General features: G+C 27.1%; 24 protein-coding genes. 13 read left to right on the top strand and 11 right to left on the bottom strand.

The window, feature by feature from the left end; translation table 4 throughout:
• Positions 1 to 50: 50 nt before the first annotated feature.
• Positions 51 to 1955, bottom strand: coding sequence for a ribonuclease J (locus BCF59_RS03135; RefSeq protein WP_134111151.1), 1905 nt, complete (start codon positions 1953 to 1955; stop codon positions 51 to 53).
• A gap of 438 nt (positions 1956 to 2393) precedes the next feature.
• Here BCF59_RS03135 and BCF59_RS03130 point away from each other — a divergent pair, with 438 nt between their 5' ends.
• The 7 genes from BCF59_RS03130 to BCF59_RS03100 all read left to right on the top strand — a co-directional run bounded on the left by BCF59_RS03130 (position 2394) and on the right by BCF59_RS03100 (position 12570).
• Entirely contained in the window at positions 2394 to 3785 is a 1392-nt protein-coding gene (locus BCF59_RS03130) for an ABC transporter ATP-binding protein (RefSeq protein WP_134111149.1), read from the top strand.
• The gene (locus BCF59_RS03125) at positions 3769 to 4611 is read left to right on the top strand and encodes an ABC transporter permease (protein WP_134111147.1); all 843 of its coding nucleotides are present in this window, start codon (positions 3769 to 3771) and stop codon (positions 4609 to 4611) included. The genes BCF59_RS03130 and BCF59_RS03125 overlap by 17 nt, the downstream gene beginning before the upstream one ends.
• Positions 4604 to 5392 (top strand): ABC transporter permease, encoded by a 789-nt coding sequence (locus BCF59_RS03120; RefSeq protein ID WP_134111146.1) that lies wholly within the window; start codon positions 4604 to 4606, stop codon positions 5390 to 5392. The genes BCF59_RS03125 and BCF59_RS03120 overlap by 8 nt, the downstream gene beginning before the upstream one ends.
• Positions 5392 to 7635, top strand: coding sequence for a hypothetical protein (locus tag BCF59_RS03115; RefSeq protein WP_134111144.1), 2244 nt, complete (start codon positions 5392 to 5394; stop codon positions 7633 to 7635). The genes BCF59_RS03120 and BCF59_RS03115 overlap by 1 nt, the downstream gene beginning before the upstream one ends.
• A 294-nt stretch (positions 7636 to 7929) precedes the next feature.
• Positions 7930 to 8766: a 30S ribosomal protein S2 gene (gene rpsB / locus BCF59_RS03110; RefSeq protein ID WP_134111142.1), complete on the top strand. Its 837-nt coding sequence runs from the start codon at positions 7930 to 7932 to the stop codon at positions 8764 to 8766.
• A 12-nt stretch (positions 8767 to 8778) separates the two neighbouring features.
• On the top strand, positions 8779 to 9660 hold the full coding sequence (gene tsf / locus BCF59_RS03105; protein ID WP_134111140.1) for a translation elongation factor Ts: 882 nt from the start codon (positions 8779 to 8781) through the stop codon (positions 9658 to 9660).
• A gap of 51 nt (positions 9661 to 9711) precedes the next feature.
• On the top strand, positions 9712 to 12570 hold the full coding sequence (locus BCF59_RS03100; protein ID WP_134111138.1) for a hypothetical protein: 2859 nt from the start codon (positions 9712 to 9714) through the stop codon (positions 12568 to 12570).
• Between the two features lie 33 nt (positions 12571 to 12603).
• On the opposite strand, the gene era is transcribed toward BCF59_RS03100, so the two are convergent.
• From era to BCF59_RS03075, 5 genes are read right to left on the bottom strand one after another with little or no spacing between them, the layout of a single operon-like run.
• Positions 12604 to 13482: a GTPase Era gene (gene era, locus BCF59_RS03095; RefSeq protein WP_134111136.1), complete on the bottom strand. Its 879-nt coding sequence runs from the start codon at positions 13480 to 13482 to the stop codon at positions 12604 to 12606.
• The gene (gene cdd / locus BCF59_RS03090; protein ID WP_318025683.1) at positions 13482 to 13880 is read right to left on the bottom strand and encodes a cytidine deaminase; all 399 of its coding nucleotides are present in this window, start codon (positions 13878 to 13880) and stop codon (positions 13482 to 13484) included. Before cdd ends, era begins: the two co-directional genes overlap by 1 nt.
• On the bottom strand, positions 13880 to 14353 hold the full coding sequence (gene ybeY / locus BCF59_RS03085; RefSeq protein WP_134111134.1) for an rRNA maturation RNase YbeY: 474 nt from the start codon (positions 14351 to 14353) through the stop codon (positions 13880 to 13882). The genes cdd and ybeY overlap by 1 nt, the downstream gene beginning before the upstream one ends.
• A gap of 15 nt (positions 14354 to 14368) precedes the next feature.
• Positions 14369 to 14713: a hypothetical protein gene (locus tag BCF59_RS03080; protein ID WP_408634110.1), complete on the bottom strand. Its 345-nt coding sequence runs from the start codon at positions 14711 to 14713 to the stop codon at positions 14369 to 14371.
• A 34-nt stretch (positions 14714 to 14747) separates the two neighbouring features.
• The gene (locus tag BCF59_RS03075) at positions 14748 to 16769 is read right to left on the bottom strand and encodes an Mbov_0121 family peptidase domain-containing ABC transporter (RefSeq protein ID WP_134111130.1); all 2022 of its coding nucleotides are present in this window, start codon (positions 16767 to 16769) and stop codon (positions 14748 to 14750) included.
• A gap of 431 nt (positions 16770 to 17200) precedes the next feature.
• Here BCF59_RS03075 and BCF59_RS03070 point away from each other — a divergent pair, with 431 nt between their 5' ends.
• The 6 genes from BCF59_RS03070 (at position 17201) to pgsA (ending at position 21288) form a co-directional block, all read left to right on the top strand.
• On the top strand, positions 17201 to 17428 hold the full coding sequence (locus tag BCF59_RS03070; RefSeq protein WP_134111128.1) for a hypothetical protein: 228 nt from the start codon (positions 17201 to 17203) through the stop codon (positions 17426 to 17428).
• A gap of 91 nt (positions 17429 to 17519) precedes the next feature.
• Positions 17520 to 18110, top strand: a complete 591-nt coding sequence (locus BCF59_RS03065) for a diadenylate cyclase (protein ID WP_134111126.1) — start codon at positions 17520 to 17522, stop codon at positions 18108 to 18110.
• A gap of 2 nt (positions 18111 to 18112) precedes the next feature.
• Positions 18113 to 19675 carry a magnesium transporter gene (mgtE, locus tag BCF59_RS03060; RefSeq protein ID WP_134111124.1) on the top strand — a complete coding sequence of 521 codons (1563 nt, stop codon included), beginning with the start codon at positions 18113 to 18115 and terminating at the stop codon, positions 19673 to 19675.
• A gap of 8 nt (positions 19676 to 19683) precedes the next feature.
• Positions 19684 to 20034, top strand: a complete 351-nt coding sequence (locus BCF59_RS03055) for a hypothetical protein (RefSeq protein ID WP_134111123.1) — start codon at positions 19684 to 19686, stop codon at positions 20032 to 20034.
• A gap of 8 nt (positions 20035 to 20042) precedes the next feature.
• The gene (locus tag BCF59_RS03050) at positions 20043 to 20645 is read left to right on the top strand and encodes an MHJ_0274 family protein (RefSeq protein ID WP_134111121.1); all 603 of its coding nucleotides are present in this window, start codon (positions 20043 to 20045) and stop codon (positions 20643 to 20645) included.
• Between the two features lies 1 nt (position 20646).
• Positions 20647 to 21288 (top strand): CDP-diacylglycerol--glycerol-3-phosphate 3-phosphatidyltransferase, encoded by a 642-nt coding sequence (gene pgsA, locus BCF59_RS03045; RefSeq protein ID WP_134111119.1) that lies wholly within the window; start codon positions 20647 to 20649, stop codon positions 21286 to 21288.
• A 29-nt stretch (positions 21289 to 21317) separates the two neighbouring features.
• Here the strand turns inward: pgsA and BCF59_RS03040 are convergent, their stop codons facing one another.
• The 5 genes from BCF59_RS03040 to BCF59_RS03020 are packed head-to-tail and all read right to left on the bottom strand — an operon-like array spanning position 21318 to position 25769.
• Complete coding sequence (locus BCF59_RS03040; RefSeq protein ID WP_134111117.1) at positions 21318 to 22580, bottom strand: hypothetical protein; 1263 nt, start codon at positions 22578 to 22580, stop codon at positions 21318 to 21320.
• Complete coding sequence (locus BCF59_RS03035) at positions 22568 to 22945, bottom strand: S1 domain-containing protein (protein ID WP_134111115.1); 378 nt, start codon at positions 22943 to 22945, stop codon at positions 22568 to 22570. The genes BCF59_RS03040 and BCF59_RS03035 overlap by 13 nt, the downstream gene beginning before the upstream one ends.
• 17 nt (positions 22946 to 22962) lie before the next feature.
• Entirely contained in the window at positions 22963 to 23799 is an 837-nt protein-coding gene (fmt, locus tag BCF59_RS03030) for a methionyl-tRNA formyltransferase (RefSeq protein WP_134111113.1), read from the bottom strand.
• Positions 23799 to 24767: an ATP-binding protein gene (locus tag BCF59_RS03025; RefSeq protein WP_134111111.1), complete on the bottom strand. Its 969-nt coding sequence runs from the start codon at positions 24765 to 24767 to the stop codon at positions 23799 to 23801. Before BCF59_RS03025 ends, fmt begins: the two co-directional genes overlap by 1 nt.
• Positions 24768 to 24776: 9 nt before the next feature.
• The gene (locus BCF59_RS03020) at positions 24777 to 25769 is read right to left on the bottom strand and encodes a replication initiation and membrane attachment family protein (protein WP_134111109.1); all 993 of its coding nucleotides are present in this window, start codon (positions 25767 to 25769) and stop codon (positions 24777 to 24779) included.

Raw genomic sequence — 25769 nt, 5'->3', positions numbered from 1 at the left:
GAGTTAGTTAAATAATATAAAAAAACAACAAATGTAAGGTTTGCTGTTTTTTATATTTCATCTTCTTCGTCTAAGTTATCATCAATACTTACATCACCAAAGATTTCACCTTTTAAATCATCTAAAAGTTTTTGTTGTTTTAATTTACTGCTTGAACGCGTCTTTTTAACGGGAGCAGAAATATCACTCTTAATATTTGGTAATGTTTCTTCTGTGCGTTGTTTACTTGTTATAAAATTAATTTTACATTCTAAAAACTCTGTTTCAGGTTCTTCGTTATTAAAAATAATCGTTGGTATAATAATCGGGTTTCTACGTTTTTCCTTATAAAATAGATTTAATAATCGATCGATAATAATATTTTCTAATTCTGCTACACTTCATTCTTTGTTATTTTTGATTGAATGCAATACCGCACCATGTGCAACCCTACGTGCTTCATCAACTAACTCACGTGATGTTTTTACAAAGAAACTTCCCCTGGTAATAATTTGAGGTCTACCAATAATCATATTTTTTTCTTTGTCTATTAAAAAGACAATGTTTACAAAGCCAGATTCTTTAAGCAATTCTCTTTGTTTAATAATATTAGCATTTAAGGTTAAAACTTTATTTCCATCAATATAAACCGGACCAAAATCTATTTGTTGTGGTGTTTTATAAATAGTTTCATTAAACATTTCATATACTTCACCTTTTTGTAAAATTAAAACATTCTCTGGTTTAACTCCGTTATCAATTGCCGTTTGTCCGTGCACTACGCACATACGGTATTCACCGTGATAAGGTAAAAAGTATTTTGGCTTTGTCAATCTAAAAATCTTATCATGCTCTCATTTATAAGCATGTCCTGATGTATGTAAATAACCATCAACACCATTTTCTTTAATAATAGCACCTAATTTATATAAACGATTAATTAATAATTCCACAATCATACGATTGCCTGGAATCGGACTAGAAGAAAAAATAACGACATCCCCTTTAGTTATTTTAATTGTTGCATGTTTGTTATAACTCATACGAGATAATGCAGCCAGTTGTTCACCTTGAGATCCGGTAGTTAAAATTACTAAGTCTTTATCAGGAACATTATTAAGTTGTTTTTTGTCTATTAAAACATCATCTCCTACTTTTATATATCCTAATTTACGACCTATTTTAACACCTTGTATCATCGAACGACCAAAAGTAATAACTTTTTTGCCCAATTTAGCAGCTAATTCAATAATTACTTTTACCCTTGTTAAATTTGAAGCAAAAGTTGTAACAATTATTTTTTGTTTTGCTTCTAACATGATTTTTTCAATATCAGTTAAAATATCACTTTCTGAAGGCGAATGATTTGGACGCATTGCATTAGTCGAATCTGATAACAATGCTGTTAAGCCTTGTTTTCCAATTTCGTCTAAACGTGCAAAATCTGTGTAATTACCAATTGGAGTATAATCAAAACGAAAATCACCAGTACACATTATAGAACCATTAGGTGTGGTAATTCTGATTCCAAAAGCATCAGGAATTGAGTGTTGTGCTGTTCAAAAATCAACCTTGCAACCACCCTCAAATTCGTAAACATCATTTTTATTGATCTCTATAAATTCAATGTTTTTAGTAATTTTATGTTCTTCGAATTTTAGTTTGAGATATTGAATTGCAATTCTCGGAGCAAAGATCTTATTTAATTTTGTTTGTTTTAATAAATAAACGACACCACCAATATGATCTTCATGTCCGTGTGTGATAAAAATACCCTCAATTTTTTTATTTGGTTGTTTAAGATAATCATATCTTGGAACAATTCCCTTAATACCTGTATTATATGTATCACCGAATTTAATTCCAGAATCTATTATAAAAATGCGATCATTATGGTCTATAAGCAAGGTAGATTTACCAATTTCTAATAAACCACCTAAGCCAATAATTTTTGTAGGAATATTATTTGAACTCATTAAGTCTCCTAACTTAAATTTTAAATATATAAGTAAAAAGTAAATAAATTTAAGAACTTCTTAAATTTTAAAAATAATTAAATTAATAATGAATATTAAGGTTTAAGAATGGCTCTGTATTTATTTAATTTTATATCATTTTTATAATGTTTTAAAATATTTAATTTTATTTTTTTAATATGATTTAAAAGGTGATTTGAGATTAAAAAATTATTAGATTTTATATATATTATTCTATGAATAATATATAATAATCAAATATGAAAAACAAAAATATTTTAATTCAAAAAATCGCTATAAAAAGCATTTTAAGCAATTTTACTGATTTAGAATATCCTTCACTTTCTCATAGTATAGAAGAATACTGTGAGAATCTTTTCGATACCGTCTCCCTGTAGAAAATAAAATAACATTTATTTATTTTCGAAAGGAGAAACAATGCTCACTAATGATAAAAGTAAGCCAAAAAAAGATAAACAAAATATTATTCAACTTAGAGAAGTTGTTAAAGAATTTGATGATAAAACCGTTTTACATAAAATTAACTTAGAAATTAAACGTGGCGAATTTGTTACTTTATTAGGGCCGTCTGGTTCTGGTAAAACTACTATATTACGTTTGATTGGTGGTTTTGAATGAGCAACCCGTGGGGAAATTTTATTTAATGGTCATGATATTAAAGATTTATCACCACATAAAAGAAATGTGTCAACCATTTTCCAAGATTACGCACTATTTCCACATCTTAATGTAGAGGGTAATATTTCTTATGGACTTAAACTTAAAAGAGTTAATAAACAAGAAGTAAATGAAAAATACATTCATCTTTTAGAGCATAAAATTAAAAAATGAACTCAAAAAGCTGAGCAAAAAATGCAACAATTAGATCAAATTCAAGAGCAATATATACAAGAACTTAAAACCATTACTCCAGGAACATATCAATACAAAAAAAGACAAAATTGACTAGATGATTCGGATTTTAAGTATTCATATTGAGAAAACTACGTAAGACAAAATACAGAAGCTTTTCAAAACAGATATTTTAAGCGCAAGATGACTTCACAAGAAATGAGAGAAAAAATCCAAAAAATCATTGATTTAGTTGGTTTAAAAGGAAATGAAACCAAAACAATTACTGAACTATCAGGTGGAATGAAGCAACGTGTTGCTCTAGCGCGTAGTTTAGTAATTGAACCCGAAATTTTATTACTTGATGAACCACTTAGTGCCTTAGATGCTAAAATCCGTAAAAAAATGCAAGTCTTATTAAGAAGTGTGCAACAAGAATTAGGACTAACTTTCATCTTTGTAACACATGATCAGGATGAAGCCTTAGAACTTTCAGACCGTATCGCAGTTATGCGTGACGGAATAATTGAACAATATGATACCCCAAAAAACATTTATGACTATCCTGTCAATATTTGAGTTGCAAAATTTGTTGGCGATTCTAATATTTATGATGCTAAATTCACTGCTAATGGTTATGTAAAATTACTCGGTAAAGAATTTAAAACCATTCATGAACTTAACGAATTCTCAGCTAACGAAACTCTAGATGCTTTAATTCGTCCCGAGGATATCGACATTACAAATAATCCAACTTCTTTGAACGGAAAAATCGTAGGTTGAGTGAAAGAAACTTCATACCGCGGAAGTTACTACTACTTAGAAATCCAAACTGAAGATGAAGAAACAATTTACGTTGAAACATCTAAGAAATTTGACTTAGATGAAAAAGTATTTTTAAGTTGAACAATTGATTCAATACACTTAATGAAAAAAGATCCAAAGTGAGACTACACTTCTAATGTCTTCAAAAATTAAAGCATTATTTAAATTCGACAAAAAAGCGTGATTATTTCTTCCTTATCTTTTTATTGCGATTTTCTTAATTTTACTTCCGGTATTAATGATTATAATAAGTGCTTTTACATCAACCAACGCTTTCGAATTTGATCCATGAGTTTTAGTTAAACAACCAAACACATGAAACATTATCGGCAGATCCCTTTGAATCGGTTTGGTTTCTGCGGTTTTATGTTTATTAATTGGATTTCCATATGCATACTTCGTATCTACCTCTAAATCAAAAATCTTTAAACTTTTTGCATTAAGTTTAATTATTAGTCCAATGGCAATTTTTACCATTGCTAGAATCTATTCAATCAAAGGGTTAGCTTTAGCAATTTTTCATAACAATCCAAAGACTTTAAACAATGAATTATTCATCATTTTCGGTTTAACTTATCTAAATTTACCTTTAATGATTTTGCCTTTATATACCGTGTTCAAAGATATGCCAAAAAACATTATTGAAGCAAGTAATGATTTAGGTTACAACAACGTTCAAACTATGTTTAAAGTAATTGTCCCTTATGGTACCAAAGCGATTTTAAGTGGTTTAGCAATGATTTTTTTAGCTTCAGCAACAACTTTCGTGGTGTCTGCAAAACTTTTACCCGACGGATCGCAAAAACAACTTATCGGTGATTTAATTAACTCTAAATTAAATCCAGGAAACAAATACGATTTAAGTAGTGGTTCAGCTTTAGTTATTGTTGTGTCAGCAATTTTTATCGGTGTCTATTCATTATTTTTATTAGTTCCAAAACTTATTTTTAAACTAAAAAAGGGGGCTCATTATGAGTAAATTATCATCCTTTTTTAGAAAGACATATATTTATATTATTTTAAGCATTGTCTATGTTCCATTATTCTTCGGAGTCATATTTAGTTTCAATAGTCCTACTCCAAAAGGCGAATTTAATCCGACTTGAACTAGTGGGACAGGGGAAAATTGAGTATCATTATTCAAATCAGGCAGAGGCTTAGCGTTAGTTAACACTATTTTATTAGCTATTATTGTAAGTACATTAGTTGTTATCATTAGTTTAATAACTGTATACGCTTTATATCGTTCTAAAAATAAATTAATGCGCTCCTCATTAACTGCTACTTCTAACATACCATTAATTAATCCGGATAATATTACTGCCTTAGGTTTGGTATTAGTTTTTAGTTTATTTTTTGGAATCATTGCGGTAGATCGCGAAGGTTTTGGAAGACTTATTATCGGACATACAATTATGGCATTACCTTACGGAATTTCATTAATGCTACCTAGAAGTGAAAAATTTAATAATAACTTTTTTGAAGCTTCGCAAGATTTAGGTTTTTCAAAAATTCGAGCATGATTTAAAACCTACTTAGTTCATATGATTCCATCTATTATTACAGTTATTGTGGTTACATCAGTATTAAGTTTTGATGATTTTATTATCGCAAGAACAACTTCAAATGCAACAACCTTGGGAACTAAACTTTATGAAGGTGCATTTGAACCTTGAGGTTTAGTAATTGGATCAATTATCCTTTTTATGACCTTAATTAGTAATGTTGGATATGCATTATATAAAGCAAAGAAAAAATAATGAAACATAAAACAACCAAAGTTATTTTAACCACAGCAACTTTAGCAGCAACAACAGCTATAATTACTTCGACAGCGGCCCTAAAAACTACCAACCATTTCAAACCAAGTTTCTTTAATTATAAAGCTTATATGTCAGAATATAATATCAACCAACTCTCAGAGGCATTTGATTATAAAGAATTTGACGAGATCAATCAATTTAGCAATGCGCTTAGAAACAATAAAACAGTTGCAGGAATAGGTTCGGAATTTTTAACAGTAGAACTAATTAAAAATAATTTAATTTCAAAATTAGATTACTCAATTTTATTTAACCTCCCTGAACTTAAAATTTATACTCAATATGACAGTCTTAAAAATCAACTTCTAAAATTAACTCAATTAAAAGCCAACAAATCTAATGAAGTATCAGATTTACAACTTACAAAAGTAAGTACAGAATTTCAAAAAGCAGCAGCGGCACGTAATGAAATTCGCAATTATGTCAAGCTAACGATGCGTTCTGAAGTATGAAAACACCTCGCAAAGTATCAAATCGGTAACGATAATGAACTATGAGAATATTTTTATCCATATTATTCGCAAGACATGGCAATCGCTTATAACATTCACAAAATAGATATTACAAAACTACCTAAATACAAAAATAATAAAGCATATGAAGATTTTATAAACGATGACGAAAGTATTAATTTTGAAAAATATTTTGACAAATATCGTGATAATTTTATCGGTGGTAATTCAAAAAGTCAACAAATAACTAATCCATATGCAATTATCAATGTTTTAAAAACTCTAAGTGCAAATGGTTTTGATAAGTGACTTATAACCGATGCAGTTAGAGATAATATGCTTTATGGTTCATCATATTGACCAAGCGGTCCGAACGGACAACGTACAGACACTAATTTTAGTGGTGCAGTTGATTTGGATGAAAGCAACAAAAACAACAAAACATATAAAATTCTAATTGATGCATTTGCAGATTTAATCAAAGATGGAACAGGTTATGATGTTCGTAATTCACAACACATCACTCTAAAAGGAGATGGTTTAGAAATTGTAAATGAATTGATCAATCCCAAAAGACCAGATGTTAATGCGGCGATTATGTACAACGGAGACGTAATTGATGCATATTATGCTAAAGATAACTTCAAAACCGGAGTAACTGACGATGAAATTCGTGCTGTAAAACCAAGTCAAAACATTTTATTAGTTGATGGTTTAGTGATTACTTCTAAATTAGAAGAATCTCAAAGAAATTATTATTTAAACATCATCTCACAAGGCCATTTTTCATATCTCAAAGATATTATTACTAGATATAAAAATTTAAAAGCTCAAAATTTAATTCCAGATTTATCTAATAGCGTTAATAACCAAATAAAATTACAAAAGATTCAAAATATCATCACAGAAGACTATGTGATGAACGTTTGAAAAGATTTAAAGAAAAAAGAATTTAGCGAATATAATCAATCGCACAAAAATGAAATTTTTGGTTTTAACATCAATGATTATCAAACATTTATTAATGATATAGCTAAAATTATTGATTTAAGCATCCCAACCAACAAACAAAAATTTAATGAATTTTATAAAACTAGAAATTTATATCAAAATAACTTATCAAATAACGAAAATGAAGATATTTCACAACAACGCATCAATTATGCACCACATTTAATTGAGAAATATTTACGCCAAAACCACGCATTATTTATAGATAACCTTTTGAAATTGTTTAAAGATAATATCAAAATCAAAAACGAACATGTTATATTAAATCTTACCATTGAAAACATCAATAACTTTCTTAAAGAAAAAACAAGCTCACAGTTTGAAAACATTCTTGCTTGAATATTAAGTTCTAATTTACAAACTCTAAAAGACAATTACCCGGATTCAGTCAATGAATTAAACAATGATGAAAATCCATTATTTAGTTGATTAGCAAACTCGATCACATATATCAATTTAGGGAATGAAGATTTTTTAGAAGATTATCCAAACTTAAATAATTTTGCTTTTATTAACTATACACCTTCATCAATTACAGATTATGAAATTGTTTTTAGATATTACTTTTTAGATAAATTTGATGGACAAGATCAAACTGCAATTAATATGTATGAAATTATTGATAACAGTAATACAATACACGAAACAATACAACCAGTTGATGATAAAACTTTAAGTCTTATAACTACTTATTATTTCAATAAAGTTAAGTCATAAAATCAAAACAAAAACTACTAAATTTAAGCCTTTTAAATTTTGTGGTTTTTGGTTTTTTTAATTTAAAAAACTTTTTTTGCTATAAGATAGACAAATAAAAATCATACACTCAGAATAACAAGATCACAAAATAAGATAAAATTTATATTGTAATATTATATTTAACAATAAGATTACTTAAATAACTTAACATTTATAAACGATGAGTTTGGATTCGCTTGGGTGTGCTAACTATAATTTCAGTGCTAGGCGTCAGAAAAACTCATTTAGATTAAAACAAACTAAAAGGAAAATATGTCAACAGAAAACAAAAAAACAGAAAAGGTTGAAACAAAACAACCAAAAGAAAATAAGGAAGCTAAAAATCCAATTGTTTCAAGAACTAAATTGTTAGAAGCAGGTGCTTATTTTGGACACAAAAGCCATGCATGAAATCCTAAAATGAAAGAATATCTTGTGCCAAACAAAAAAAATAAAGGCGCACACATTATAGATATTTTTAAAACTCAAAAATATTTGGAATTTGCTTATTCTCTAATAAATTCATTAGCAGCAAAAAATGCTAAATTTATTTTTGTAGGAACCAAAAAACAAGCTCGCGAAGCAGTTAAAAATGCTGCCGAGAGAACAAATTCATTCTTTGTAACTGAAAGATGGTTAGGTGGAACCCTAACTAACCACGAAACCATTATGAAACGTGTTTCAAAAATGGAAAAATTAGAAGCAAAACACGCAACCAACTTTAAAGGATACACCAAAAAAGAAGCATTAGAATTCAAAAAAGAATTAGACAAATTACACAGAAACCTTAATGGAATTCGTACAATGAAATACTTACCAAACGTAATGATTGTAGCAGATCCATTACATGATGAAATTGCTGTTAAAGAAGCAAAAAGAAAAGGAATTAAAGTTATCTCATTATTAGATTCAAACGCAAATCCAGATTCAGTAGACTTTGGAATTCCTGCAAATGATGATTCTTCTAAATCGATCGCTTTAATTATGACCATTTTGGCTGACGCAATTACAAAAGCTAAAGGCGGAGAACAATTATTTGCTTACCAAGATGATGAAAAAGTAGTATTACCAAAATTTCAATCAAAAAACACAACTACACAAAATGAATAATTAAGGAGAAAAATGTCTGTAAATAAATTAGAATTGATTAAAGAATTGAGACAAAGAACTAATTCGGCTTTAATCGATGTAAAAAAAGCTTTAGAAGCTACTAATTATGATATCGAAGCCGCAATTAATTGACTAAAAGAAAACGGAATTGTTAAGGCCGCTAAAAAAGCCGGGAGAATCGCTGCGGAAGGTGCAGTATTCGCTGTTGGTAACAATGAAACAGCAGTTTTAATAGAAATTAATTCTGAAACTGATTTCGTTGCTAAAAACGAAAAATTCTTATCATTAGTTAAAAAGGTTGCAACCGCTATCTTTAAAGCTAAAGCGAAAACACTAGAAGAAGCTTTAGTAGTAGTTTTAGAAAACAAACAAACAGTAGAACAAGAACTTCTACAAGCAACCTCAGTAATTGGTGAAAAAATCTCATTACGTCGTGTAAAAAGAGTATCAGCAAAATCAGACGAAAGTCTTGGAGTTTATGTTCACGTAAACAATCAAGTTGCTGCAATTGTAAAAATCAAAGGGAGTCATTCCGATATTGCTAAAAACGTTGCAATGCATGTTTCAGCAATGAACCCAGAAGTTGCGCTTGTTTCAGATTTAAGTGTAGAACGTTTAGAAAAACTTAAATTAAGTTTTGAAAAACCGGTAGGATTTGATTCAAAACCAGCTAAAATTCAAGAAAAAATTCAAGAAGGATGACTCAGTAAACAACTCTCAGAATTTGTCTTAGAAAAACAACCTTTCGTTATGGACGACAGTATAACAGTGGCGCATTACCTTAAAAATTGTCAATGTGAGTTAGTGTCTGCTATAAGATTTGAAGTTGGCGAAGGTATTGAAAAAACACAATCAGATTTCGCGGCAGAAGTCGCAGATATGTTAAAACACTAATTCAAAATTATTATTAAAATTATTAATTTAAAAAAGGAAAATACAATATAAATGAAATTTAAAATTAAAAAACACATTATTATTCCTACAACAACCACTATCATTAGTTTACCTACATTGATAGCCGTTGCTTGTGCCCCAAATCAACATCAGCAGCAAGACTCAGAACAAAATAAAGAAAGACAAGCAAAAACCAACGCTATCAATAGCGTTTTAGAAAAAGTTAATCTATATTATAATCAACCACAATTTTATTTAGAACAAAAAGCTCAATTTGATTTACTTAAAAAGAAAAAACATCTGACTGCATTAGATTTAGAAAATTTTTATAATAAGCTATTACAAAAACTATTTAAATTAGATTCAGATGATATTCTTGCTAAATTAAATAAAATTGCTCAATTACAAACATCAGTTGAAAAATTACAAAATGAAATTAAAAATCTACCTAAAAGCAATCAAACTACCTCAGATGATCAAAAAAATTCAAATATTCAACAACCAACTATTAGTCAAAATCAACAAGGTGATTCAACCACTACACAGTTAACAATAAAAGAACAAAAAATCCAAGAATTACAAAAACAAATTGGGGCACTTAAAAAGAATTTCTTACCAAGAACAATTTCTGGTAAACACGGTTATAATAGACTTTTAGAAATAGAATCTCAATATTTAAATAAATTATTATCTATATTGCAAAGTTTAGATCAAACACCAGCAAGCATTATTTCCCAAGTTAATACTCTTTCATCATTTGTTGAAAGAAAAATTAAAATTGAAGATTCCATTACCGAAACAGTTAAGGATTTGGATAAATATCAAAATGTTGTTTTAAGCGAAATCAAAAGATTTAATTTATTAAAGAACGCTTTTGATGGGATTATACTTGGCTTTAATAAAACAATAAACATAGACGATGAATCCGAACCCTTTATGAATCTACTATTTGAATGAAGAATTGCAGATTTACAAGGCCTAAAAAATGCAGTTTCTAATGCTCAAGCATCTAGTTTTGGTAGTGATGCAAGTAAACAAGAACAAACAAAAACCAGTTTAATTGCTGAACTTGATAAAATATTAAGTGCATATCAAAACGCTAAAACTAACTCAAAGAATTTTTTAGAACAACTCATCAATTACAATAACGTTGAATCAGGATATTGAGACAAATTTATTGAAAACAAAAATTCTAAAGTCACAGCAGAAGGGGTATCAGTAGATACCACTATATGACACGTAAAATATGTAATAAGTAAGTTTCCTTTATCGACCAGAATCACAGATGAACAATTTATTAAAGAAGTAAAACCTATTACAAGTAAAATCTTTGATGAATATAAAAAATACTACCAATCTCTCGGTAAAAACTTTGATAGTGTTTTTTATAGAAAACTAAACAAACCTTTTTTTGATATTGTATACAATCTCACTAAATTTCAATATTTAACTATTGAAAATACTAAACACGGATTCTTAGGTTTATTTCAAGATTATGAAAATCAGTTAAAAACCAAATTCACCCTAACTACTCAAAAAATGCAGGAAGACAAAACAAAAGTAGTTGAAAAAAACAACAAAATAAAAACAGAAATCGATGCTGCAATCACCAAATTAAATAATATGAAAAGCACCGATTCATCAACAGATACAGTTAAAAATCAAAAAATAGAACAATTAGTTTCTAGATTTAACACCGAATATAACTCTGTAAAAGACGATGATGAATCTGACATTTTAAAAGCATTTAATAAATATTTAAAACTTAGAATGTTACAAGAAAAATTAAAATTCTTAGAGCAAAGTTTTTTGTATTGAGAAAAATTAGGTTTAGACCCGCACTCTAGTGAGCTAGAAACTTTATTAGGATATACTAAGGATAACGGAAAATATCAAACTCAAATCAATGATGCCAAGGCTAATGTTGCTAAATATACAAAAAATAAAGAAAAAGTTACACAATGATTATCAAAGATTCCTAGCGATTATGCTTCGGATGAAACAGTTTCAAATAAAAAGCAATATATTGCAACAAACACAAACGCATTAAAAGAAATGTTAGATATGGTAGCCACTTCTATAGCTGAAAATGGCGAATTTAATAGTGACGACCAAATAAAAACTGAATTAGCTAAATTTTCACCTGAATTAAAAAACAAACTAAACGAACTACAAACCGGTTCAATTAGTGATACTGATTTTAATGCAAAGTTCAATGAATTGAAAACTTTATTAACTACCACTAAAAATGCTTTAAATACTGTTACTTCAAAATTAGATGAATACATTACTGATGAAAATTCAAGTATAACTACTTTCCAAAACAAAATTCAAAAAGCACAAAAATTAAGTTATTATGTGCCGGCCCAAGAATTATTAGCATCAATTCGCGAATGAAACATAAACGATTTAAGTAAATGAACCAATAATTTATCTTTAAGTAAATCTAATCCTGATACAGAAGCATATAATACAACTTCTGCTGTTGTTTCTAACTTAGTTAAAACTGAAAAAAATATTGCTATTACTAATTTTAACGACAAAGACATTTCAAGTGCAAACGAATCTACTACATTAGATAAAGAAGCATATAAAAAAGAATTTTTAGAGTTAGAAAAAGCATATTTTGAAGCCTCACAAGCGGCTTTAGACGCTATTGATACAAACGCCAACGATGTTGATGTTAAGAAAACAGCATTAAAACAAGCTAGAGATGCATATTATGCTAAATTAAACAATTCAAATGTTATTATAGAAAAAGGTTCTTTCTTAAAATACAACAATAGCATATACCAAGAAAATAATGACGGAAATACTAGCTCATTCACTCCATATGATTTAGCTAATATTTATGCTACATTTAAGGCTTCAGAAAAAGTTCTTAAAGAGTTAATTGACGAATATTTATAAAATAATAAAACTTCAATATCAATAATTGAAGTTTTATTTATATCCAAATTTAGATAAATATGTATCTGAATCATTTCATTTTTTAGCTACTTTAACTTTTAAAGTTAGTGTAACTGCTACACCAAGCTGATGTGCAATTTTTAAACGAGAATTTTTACCAATCAACTTAATCATTGAAGCATTTTTACCAATTAACATTCCTTTTTGAGAATCTTTTTTAACATAGATAATCGCATCAATATAAATATGTTCTGAATTTTCTTCATTAAATTCATTAATTTCCACTACAATTGAATGTGGAAGTTCATCATATAATTGATTAATTGCTGCTTCTCTAATTATTTCTTTTGCTATAAAACGCATTGATTTATCAGTAATATATTCAGGATCGTATTGTGCTTGTCCTTGATATGCATAAGTTTTAATAACATCTATTAAAGCATTAATTGAATTTGTATTCTTAATAGATGTTGAGAGAATATGACTAAAATTATACTCTTGTAATTGCGCTATTTTTTGAGTAATTAATTCGGGACTCCCTTTAATTTTATCGATTTTAGAAATTAATGCAATTTTATTTTGTCTATCTTTTATTTTTTCTAAAATCATCTTATCGCCTGGCCCAATTTTTTCGTCCGATGGAGATAAAAAAATTAACACATCAATATCATCCAAAGATGAATATGCACTTTTATTTAACGCTTCACCTAGTTTATTTTCAGGTTTATGAATTCCTGGCGTGTCTATAAAAATTATTTGAAACTCTTCGTCTGTGTAAATGCCTACAATCTGATCTCTAGTTGTTTGTGCTGTATCAGTTACGATAGCTACATCATAACCAATAATAGCGTTTAGCAAACTACTTTTACCAACATTAGGACGACCGAGGATACTTACAAAACAAATTTTCATTATTTAATACTTTCCGGAACTATAGGAAAAGGACAAAGTTCTGACAATTTATTAATACGAACCGATTTTGCGTCGTTACTATATTGATATACTAGCGCATCGGTAGGCATAAATTCCGTCATTACCTGACGGCAACCAGCACACGGACTAACAATAGATGCACCACTAGAGATAATGTGAATTTCTCTAAACTCACCAACTTTACCACCTAAAGCGACAGAACCAAATAATGCGCTTCTCTCAGCACACAAACCAGATGGATAAGCAGCATTTTCTACATTAACTCCTGGCCATTGTCTACCATCTTTATCTATTGCAATTGCCGCAACATGAAATTTAGAATACGGACAATATGATTTATTTAACAAATTCCTTAATTCATTGATATCAATTTTCATTATTTCTCCCTCGAAATTTTTAATGGATTAAAAATTTTATCTACAATAGCATCCATTTGAATTTTTTCTGCTTCTATTTCATGATCATAACCTTGTAGATGAACTAAACCATGAGTAAATAAATAACAAAATTCTCTACGAATCGAATGATTAAAATCTTTGGCTTGTTGTAGCATTTTGTCTCAACAAATTACTAATTCACCCAAAAAATACATTGGTAATTTTTGATATAAATCTTTTTGGTCAAAACCAAAAGATAAAATATCAGTAACACAATCTTTACCACGATGTAAATAATTTAACTGTTTTATTTTGTTTTTAGAAACAAAGCTAACATCTAAAATAATCGTTTTTTTTGGACTAATTTTAAAATATTTAGCAAAATTTTGTAAAATTTCATTCATTTCTTTTTCAAAAAAAACAACCTTCTTTGACCGATTCGAAACGTTTAATTCAATGTTATAATTTAACATTTTATAATTATACCATTATCTAAACAACCTGACTATTCAATCAAAAAGATATTGATATATTAATGTTCTATTTTTTATTAATTTTACTGATATAAATTCTAAGTTATGATTAATTAAATAGCTTTCTAAGTCTTTATTAGAAATTATAATCTCATTATTTTCACCAACTTCATGTATTTTTATAATGTATTGATAAAACTTTTCCTTATCAATGAATTCTATTTGATAATTAGATTTTTGAAGTTCAGCATATGTAATATTTTTAAGCCTAAGTGTGTTATCATTAAATTTAATAATAACAATTTTATAATTCACAATATAGGTATTTAAAATCAAATATATAAAGTATACAAATAACAATATTAAGCAGAGTAATAATAAGTATTCAAAAAAATTAATTTTGAACTTTTTCAATTTGTATTACCTCAGCATTGTTAAATATATACTTATGATTATGACTGATTTCTAAAACAATTTTATCTTTTAAAAGATCATAAATAATTATTTTTAATATTTTAAAAATTTCTTCAGAAAGCGATTCAAACGCTTCATCTAACATTATTACATCATAATCATTTAAAAATAATCTTAGAATTTTTATAATTTGCAATTGTCCACTAGATAATGAATTAATATTAGTATTTTTTATATCATTTAATGATGCTGCCTCTAAAATAGAGTGGAGTTTAAATTTCAACATAATTTGCTGAAAAATTTGTATGTCTTTTATCATTAAATATTCAGCAATTGACATATCTAATTTTTCTGCCTTATCGCCAATATAATAAATTTTCTCACGAATATTAAAATTTTTATGTAGATTCATTGGTACATCATTTATTAAAATTTCTCCAAAATCATTTTGATATTTGCCGCTCAAAATATTACATAACGTAGTCTTACCACACCCATTATTACCGCTGATAATATGTTTATTATTTAAAATCATTCTTGGAATATTAATAGTATTAAAATTAGGATCATTATGATAAGAAAAAGAAACATATGAAAGTTGAATCTTAGTTATTTTATCTAAATATAGATCCAAATTTTCTTGCTTACTTGGTGCATTAAATATTTTTAACAATGATGTTACGATCCGATAATCTTTATACATTTTAAATGCTTCTGGAATGAATTTTAATGGTTTAATAAACAAATTAGACGCAGTAATAAAGAAAAGTAGTTGATAAATTTGCAAATTATTATTTCACACTTGGTAAGCACCATAAATCAAAATGCAAAAAGGATAAAAAACATCCAAAAAGAGCTCAAAATAATTAAAATTTTGCATTTGTATATTAAAACTAGAATTCATTAATATATGGTTAGTATAATTATTCAATAAATTACTCTGTAAAAAATTGATTAAGTTTGATTCAAAGTTATTTTTCAATAAATTTATATAGTTATCCATATCCTTGTCGCGCTGTTGTGCATCATTAATTATGATGTTTTTATATTTGTTATACCATTGAATAAAAATAAATGAAAATAGCGATGTTATAATACCAAAACAAGCAACTATTATTAAAAGCTGCTTGTTAATGCTTAAAATAATTATTAATGCAAGAATTAAACTAATTAAATTTACTATAATTTTCGATAAAAAAGTTTGTTTATACACTAAATAATTACTTAATGAATTAATGCGATTTTTAATTTCTATACTATTGAGTTTATTAATTAATTTAATATTTTCACTAATTCATGTTTGAATTAAGGATTGAAATTTTTGATTATATTTCTTAAGAAATTTTAGTTCAAAAATGCGCATCAACATAATTTGAATTAAGATGCTTAACAAAAACATTACAACAAAAAAACCGGTCATTATCCATAATTCTATCTTTAAATGATACGGAATAATTGCTTCAAAAACATATTTCGATGTTAGTGGAGTTATTAATGAAACTAAAATTTGTAATAAATAAAATCCTATTAGTTTAAACGAAAGAGTCATGCCTTTTCACTGAAATTTATTATGAGTTTTAATCTCTTTAGTGATGTGTTGTGAAGTTTTTTGAAAACAAATAATAATTTCAGCAAACGTTTTTAAAAACTCATTTATTAAAATAATACTTTCACCAATTTGAGGATCATAAATTATTAATTTATTTTCTTTTCGTTGTTTAATTAAAACCATATGTGACATATTGTTGTTATTGACAATTGCTGCAAAAGGATATTCACTATTATCAATTTTTTCAAAATCATTGCTATTACATTTAAAACTCTGCAATTGATAAGAAAACTTTTTAATTAAATCCTGTAAATTCTTTAAACTAATTCCGTTTACATCATAGATAATATTTAATTTTAATTCATTAATATCTATGCTGTCACCATAATATTTATTTGCAAAATGTTCAAAGACATAAATTGAACAATCTCTTTGGTCTATTTGTTGTTTCATATTATGTTTATAATTTTTTTGTATAATTAAACTAGAAATTAACTAATTTTAAACCTAAATATTTGCTTAGTTCGCTTTAAATATCATTTGTGCATTTGTTTTTATATTTGCAAGCGGTCTAATAAGTCTTTAAATTTTAGAACTCTAGTTAAAAAAATTTTTATACTATTATCTTTTGCTTTGTTTCAATTACTACCTAATCATTTTTTCATAAGAAGTATTTACTTGGTTTTTTAAAAAAGTTCATAATTTTTCATTTAAAAATGTACTATACTGCTATTAAATAAGCATGAATTAAATTATTTTTAGTATTATTTTGTCTATTATTTTTTATTTTGATATCTTTTTATAAGTATAAATCTAAAAAAATATTATAATTAATAAAATAATATAAAACCAACATAAAAATAACACAATAAAAGGAGGGATTTATGTCACAAAAACATAAAGATCGCTTTATACAATTTCGAAAAGAAGAAATCGCTAATGCTATCGCAAAAAGTAAGCTTAAGCTACAAAAAAATAATTATTTTGAAGAACAAAAACAACTACCATGATACAAAAGAAGACTCTATATCAATATCTTTTTTTCGAGTTTATCTTTAATAATTATTATTGGTTTATTATTAATTGCATTTTTTATTGGCAAAACTTTTTAAGTCGATGTCTACATTCAATACTTACCAATTATTGATTTAAAATTTGTAATTGGTAAGTATTGATTAATTTTTTTGTAATAAAAGGAGTCCTATGGACATAATTTTGATTGTATTAGTTGTTTTAGTTTCAACAGCGATATTAATGTTATTGATTATCGGAATATTTATTTTATGGCCTTATTTACATAATTTATTTTCTTTAAAATTAAAGAGGACTAAATATGATAAATTAGGTAAAAGTAGTCAAATTCGTTTAATTAACCAGTTGCGAGAAACTGTAGAATATTTATCCAAAAATAAAATCGGTGCACTGATAACCATTGAAGGAAGTGAAAATATTGACAACCTCCGCACAGATGGTGTTGTATTAGATGCAAACATTTCTAGCTCGTTATTAATCTCCATTTTTAACAAAACTTCTCCATTACATGATGGAGCAGTAGTTATTCGTGATAATAAGATTTATTATGCTTCTACTTTTTATAAGATTACTCGTAAATCTGTTAATTCAGATTATGGTTCAAGACATCGCGCCGCTATAGGTATTTCCGAACAAACAGACGCCGTTACAATAGTAGTTTCTGAAGAAAACGGTGGTGTAAAAATACTTAAAAAAAATACAATTCAAAATATTGAAATCAATGAATTCCAAGAACAATTAATCAAATATCTTAAGGAGTAAGTATGCAAAACGATTTAAGACAAATTAATATTGAAAATCTTGTAAAATTACTCCAGAATCTAATTGATAAAAAAAATGTTAAAAAAATTCGGGAACTAGAAGAAGAAACACCTATCGCTGATTTTGCTAAAGCAGTTGAAAAATTAGAATCTCAAAAACAAATTTATTTGCTTAGAATTTTAAAAACCGATGAAGCTGCCGAAGTTTTCTCTTTCTTAGACGAAAACATTAAAATTCATTTAGTTAGTTTATTTACCGATGAATTAGGTATTAAAGTTCTACAAGAAATTGAAACCGACGAACTAGCTGAGTTAATCGAAGAACTTCCCGCTAATTTAACACGCAAAATTCTTTCACAAACACCAAAAGAAAAAAGAGAAAAAATCAACCAAATTTTATCATATAGCGATGAGCAAGTCGGTAGTTATATGAGCGTTGATATTTCTATTTTGCAAGATACATGAACCTGTAAACGAGCAATCACTAAAATCCGCCGTGATTACAAACAAAATATTTTAATGGGTTATAATTTTTATGTTGTTGATAATCAAGGTAAATTGTTAGGTGATGTTACTTTAGAGGAATTAGTATTTAGTGATGAAGACATCTTACTTTCAGATGTTTATAGTGCCGTTACAAGTTTAAAACCTACTGATGATAAAGAATATGCAGCCCAAATTTTCTCCGAACATGATAAATCAACTCTACCGGTTGTTACGTCTGACAACAGACTAATTGGTATGATTACATCTGACGATATTATTGATATTATTCAAGATGAAGCAACTGAAGATATTTATAAAATGGCTGGAATTAACCCACAAGCAGCGGAAGAAAATTATTTAAAAACCACAATTCGTAGTATTGTTAGATCTCGCGTCTTATGATTAATTATTTTAATGATTTCTGCCACAATGTCACAATTTATTATTCAAGAATTTACTGATTTAAGCGAAAACTTTATTAACGGTTTAGGAATTACAGTTTCAACCGCCGTTATTGTTTCATTGATACCAATTATAAGTGGTGCCGCCGGAAATGCCGGATCACAATCCTCAACCACTATCACGCGCGCGGCGGCTTTAGGCGATTTTAATAGCAAACAATACAAAAAAGTCATTTTTAAAGAAATGAATGTTGGTTTAATTATTGGCTCTATAATGTTTATTGTCAATGTAGCTCGTTTATATATTTATTATGCAATCCCATATTTTAGACGCGAAGTCGGTAACTGAGGAACTTTATCTTTTATTATTATTGCGAGTTCGCTTTCGTTGTGATTTGTTGTTATATTTGCTAAATTTTTAGGAACTACCATCCCTCTTTTTGCAATTAAACTTAAAAAAGACCCCGCAGTGATGTCTGCACCAATTCTTGCTACACTTTCTGACGCAATTGCAACTTTAATCTTCTTTGGTTTAAATTTATTCGTTTTATGAGCAGCGCACGCATCCGGTGTTTTAGAAAGCAAAATAACTACAACACAACCAATGTTAGAAAAGGTCGTAAGGATGTATGAAATATTGAATCAACAGCTTATTCAACCAGTAGGTATTAGTCTTTAGGAGTTATTATGTCTCAAACAGTAGATTTAGAAAAATTAAAATTATTAGCAGAACGTTACAATGAATTATCAGACGAAATAAAAGTATTAAAAAAAGAGATGAAGGAAATGGTTTCTGGTACCGAAACAACAATACATGAAAGACTTTCAGATGGTGGTTTTGTAATTTATGAAAAACCAGAAAGCAAAGAAATAATTAGTAAAAATTTAGTAACATCCTTGCTTTTTGATTTGTTAATGCAATTAAACAAAGGTGAAATAGATAAAGCGCCTAACATTGATGAAATTAAAGAAAAAATAGCGGTTAAATGTCGTTTTGAAAAAACTTTTAAGTGAAGATTACAAATTAAAAGAAAATAAGGAGAAGCATGATTTTAAATTATCAAGAATCAACCGGTACTAGTAGTCCTTTTGGCGGAATTAGCGGCGGAAATATCGCGCTATGAATAATTTTAGGGGTAATTTTTGTTTTATTACTTGGATATTTTTTATTCCAATATATCAAAAGTCGTATAGAACGTAAAAGAACTAAGGCCGCTACGGCTGAATTTAAAAAAAATTCTAAAATTTATTGGTATGAAACAACAGTCAAAATTAATAAATTAATTCAATTAAATCGCAAAACACACTCTGAGTTTGTTGTAAGTATTGGTAAATTAAAAATGTCTCAAATTAATAATACAACAAAAAATATATTAGATGATTTATTAGATGAATATGAATTTAAGAACTTTATCATCCAAAATCCAAGCTTTACTAAAGAAGTTCAAGAAATAGAAAGATTACGTGATTTAAATTCAAATTTATGAGATAAAAAAATCCCAAATTTACTATCAGACTTTGAAAAAAACATTAAATTAGCTAAAGAAGAATTAGAAGAAGTACAGCGCACTAGTTTCTTTGAATTGAAATCACAAGAAGAAATTGAAGCGACTTTTGAAGAAACATATAATAAAAAACTTTACCAATAATATGCAATTTCTAAAAACTTTAAATATTCCAAATAAACTAACTTTATTGAGAATTATTTTAGTTATTCCGATAATTATTTTAGCTACAATTAACACCATTATTTTTCATCAAAGCGAGCTCATTTTAAACGAAAAATTGAATTCTCCAACTGCCGTCACTTTTTTTATTTCTAACATTTTATTTTTTTTAATTTTTATTATCGCAATGATTACGGATTATTTTGATGGAAAAATAGCGAGAAGTAAGAATCTTATAACTCCATTCGGAAAATTATGAGATCCATTAGCTGATAAAATGATTACTACTACAGCCCTAATTTATCTAACTGCCATCTCTTACACACCAATTTGATCTACTCTACTATTTATTCTCCGAGATTTAATTGTTGATGGATGTCGTGGATTATTAATTAAAAATAATAAAGAAGTTGCGGCAAACTACTGAGGGAAATTAAAAACTATGCTTATGAGCATTGCTATCCCAATTATCTTATTATTTTTAATAATTGCACAACCGTTAGCATCAATTAAATTTGATTATTGAATAATTATGATTTTGAATATTCCATTATTTATAGCACAATTCTTCTCTCTATTTTCTGGTCTTATTTATATAAAATCAACTTGAAAGTTTATGTTATAGATTAAAAAATGCAGGATGTCCTGCGTTTTTTAATCAAATGGATTACTATCGTGATAAATACAATATAAGATTTTAGCTCAATATAAAATTCCTATTAATTCTCCTAAGGCTTCTTCATCGTTTTGTTGTATCTCTAACCTTACCGATTTAGAATTATCAGTATAAGAAACAAAATAATTGTCAAATGCATTCAAACTTATTTTATTAAATTCATCAAATGTAAATGATGAAAATTTACTTAATAAATCATCATAATCCACATTCGATGATGAACGATAATCAAAGTATTTACGGTCAAAAACAAAATAAAACAAAATCTTTTCTAAACCATTTGAAAGTACAGGTTGTCCAATTGATGAGATATTTTCAGGGAAAATACAACTATCATTAAACACTTTATCTTTAATTGTAATTAAATTAAAATGCAAAGCGAAAACACTAACTAATTCAAACAAGAAACTATCATAACCTACAAATAAATTTAATTTTGTCTTATCGACGGTGTTTAATTCATAAAAATTAATCAAATGCAAAACTAAACTTAATGCTTTATTAAAATATTGTTCATCCGAATTTAGTGATTCCGAAACACTTTTATAGCCATGAATTAATTTGGTTAAATTAACTCCTTGAGTCGCTAAAATAACAAGACAAATCTCTGAAAAAAAGGAATATTTATTATGAACACTACTAGAAACAAATAAAATATTTTTCTCAGGGATATTATATTTCTTTAAATATGAAAATCATTCTTTTTTGCCTATATAATAAATCAAACGCTTAATAAAAAAATCACTAGCTTGTTGATTAAATTTAGATAGAATATGTTCTACTAATCAAATATTTTTTTCTTTATTATTATCAGAAAAAACATCTAAAAACATAACACCCATATAACTGATATTAGATAATTGAAAATAATAATGAACCTTTTTTTGTATATTAATTTTGGTATCTTCATTGTTAATAAAAATTAACTTAATTTTTTTATCAGCATTAAAATCATTCGGACCAAAAATAAATTTAATAGCTGCTTTTAAAATTAGCTCAGTTTCTTTTGATGAGACAACTAAAAGATATTCAATATTATTTTTATATAACAAATCACATTGCGCAATAATATCATTAAAACCTTTAACACTATAATTTATGGCGATATCATCAAAACCTAAATTTTCTGATCCTTGAAAATTTAAAGATTTTAATTTTTGTAGCAATTCATAATTAAAATCCTCTATTATATTAGTGTTTATTTTTGGTTTATATGAAGCATGAAATTTTATTTTTGACATACAGTTTTATTATCAATGCAACATTCTTTTTGACAATCATTAATTTCACCGTTAAAGAAATTAATTAAGTTATTGAAACCGTTAGGAGTTTCTTTCAATTTATACGAAAATTTTGTTTTTAATTCACGGTGGTGGTTAAGTTTATAACTTCCATAACCCTCATTTTTTTCTTCATTAAATGAAAGACATACAAAATTTACGATATCTCCTATTTTAAAAATATCGTAAATTTTTTTTCCTTTAAAATCTGATACTTCTTCATGTAAAATTAAAAATTTTGTCGCATTCTTGGTCCATAAATTTACATATTTTAGACCTATACTATGAACTTTTGCCACGACAATATCGCCATTTTTATATTTCATTTTTTAATTATATAACATTATTTTAAAATGACTCGTTTTTTAGATTCAAATTGATAGTCACTTGCGTATAAACTCCCGTCACTAAATTTTAATTCTATTGCGTTTTTTATTGGTTCATAATATGCATAAAAAACTTTTAAACGTCTGTTTTGATACATAATATATGCACCAGGATTACTACTAAAGGCACGAATTTTATTAAATGCTTCTTGTTTAGTTAATTGAAAAGTTAGCAATGCATCAGCTTTATCTAATTTAGGGGATAAAACCACTAATTTGGTATCTTGTTTTTTTGGTTGAATTTCATTTTTTGAAATTTTATTTAATCATTCAACAATATTTTCTGCTGCTAATTGTGAAAGCTTCTTAAATAAAGAATCTGATGTATCACGTTGATTTATATCAATTTCAGCTTCAAACAAAATATCACCTGCGTCAAATTCTTTAGTCATATATATCAGAGAAAGCCCGGTCACAGAATCATTATTAAGCAAACTATGTTGAATTGGAGCTGCTCCACGATATTTAGGTAGTAAAGAACCATGAATATTTATTGATGCTATTTTAGGTAATTTGAGTACTTTCATAGGTATATATTGACCAAAAGCGCATGTTAATAAAATGTCTGCATTTAAATTTTGCAATTCTTGATAAATATCACCTATTTTCTCAGGTTGATATAAAGGGATTTGATATTTTTGTGCCAAAAGTTTAGTTGCTGTTGGTTGCAACTTGTACCCTCTTTTTGCTGGCCTGTCTGGTTGACTAACGATCGCAACAACATTGAAATTTTTAATAATTGCCTCAAAAGGTTTAATAGCAAATTCTGGTGTTCCGGCTAAAATAATTTTCATTATCTGTCTTCCTTGTTGCCGATTCAAACTTCGTTTGCAAATGTTCGATCTAAATATTCATCAGTATATGAGCACATTATTTTTTTAAAATTAGTTATTAGTTTTTGATGCATTGTATTTTTTTCAAATTTTTCCGGGTTATTAGACTTGCTTTCCCTGAAAAAATAATGCTTAAATAAAATAAAAGCACGATAATATGAACCAAAAATAACAGTTTTTTTATTAATAATACATTCACTTAACAAGGGATCTAAAAATATTTCTAAAAATCAATTCGAAAACTTTTTATATCCAAATTCATCTAAAATAATGACATCTAATTTTAACATACTATCAATTAATTCACGAATTTCTAATTGTGTATTAGATTTATTTAAATATGATTTAATTTCAGTATCTAAATCATTAATATTTAAATATGCAACGGTTTTATCCATAGTGGCGATCTGATTTGCTAACGCAGAAAGCATTAAACTTCTCGAACTGGTTGATGAACCTACTAATGTAAAATTTTTGAACTGATTGTTAAAAATTAATTTTAAATTGTTAGCTTGCATCAAATCACGAAAACCTGATTCACTATTGCTATTGCTTTGAATTTCATTTAAAAGTTTTTTTGTGGTAGTGGAGGTAATATATTTTAGTTTTAAGTTATTTGCAATTTTAAATTCATTTGCATGTGGCGAATTAGGATTTAAATATTTACTAAAAATAATTTGATCATTATATCCACGTTTAATATTAGTTAAAAATAATTCATTTTCGCTATTTTTTACTTCATTAACATAGTCAACTAAATTAGCAAAGGAATCCATAATCTCTTGATCTGTAAATTCTAATTTTTCAAGAATGGGTCTTAATATTTCATTCTCACGGACTTTTTTTATTACTGCTTCTTTTTTTGGAATCTTTTTGAAACTTATTTTAGGGTTATGAAATGATTTTATATTTTTTGTTTCTATATTCATTAGACACTTTTATTTATTAAAAAAGGCGTTCTTTAATATTGATTTTTCTTCAAAAATATTCACATATTTTTTACTTCCCCTAAGTAGTCCGTCAAGATATTTTTCAACATCCTCAAATTTATATAAATTTTGTGAGATTACTTCCATTATAGTAGTTCAAACATTCTTTTTTCACTTTTCGCTTCTGAATTTTTTTCTTGCAATATACATAATTAAATTTAATGCTTTACTATCTGGAATCTGGTCGCTTCAATTCTTTATCATAATTTCATCAACTGAATTAATTTCACTATCATTTAATTGTTTAAAAAACATTTCTGGGGTTAATTTATAAATAGCTTCATATGTATTTGAATACTTTACATTACCAATTATTAATGGAATTGCAATATTGTGCTTTTGAGTGTAGTGATTTATTTCTTGTTTATTGATAGAAGCAGCACCAGCAGTCATTAGAATTTCTTTTTGACGTTGTTTTTGTTCTAATTTATCAGTTTGTGGGAAAACTGTAAAAAAATCAAATGTCACGTCTTCATATTCACTATTATAATATGTGGTTGAAATTTTAGATTTACGAGATTTAATAAAACGCTCAAAATTTATGCGGCCAATCTTACTTACAATTAAATCGGTTAAAAATGGATTTTTTTGAATATTCTCTGGTGTTTGGGGTCTGAGAATTTCAAAAATACTAAATGCACGCTTATTATCTTTATATGTATTTAATAACCCTGCACCCTCTAAACGAGTGCGCGCTAAATTAAGTTCATCTTCATGAACGTTTAAAAATAGTGCCAAAGTTCGAAAATCATATTCAATAACTTTGTATTTTTCACCTGATGATAAATCTAAAAGATATTCATATAAGCACACTGAAATCGGACCTAAAAAAGTCCCATAAAATTGGTGCAAATTATGTAAATCATCTTGAGAAATATTAAAATTTTTTGATATAGCAAAATTATTAAAATCTAGTTTATAAAGTGAATTTTGGGTATCCAT

Source organism: Mycoplasmopsis mustelae, from assembly GCF_004365095.1.
Classification (GTDB): domain Bacteria; phylum Bacillota_I; class Bacilli_A; order Mycoplasmatales; family Metamycoplasmataceae; genus Mycoplasmopsis; species Mycoplasmopsis mustelae.
Note: the sequence above shows the minus strand (reverse complement) of the source record. Positions and strands in the feature narration are given on the sequence as shown.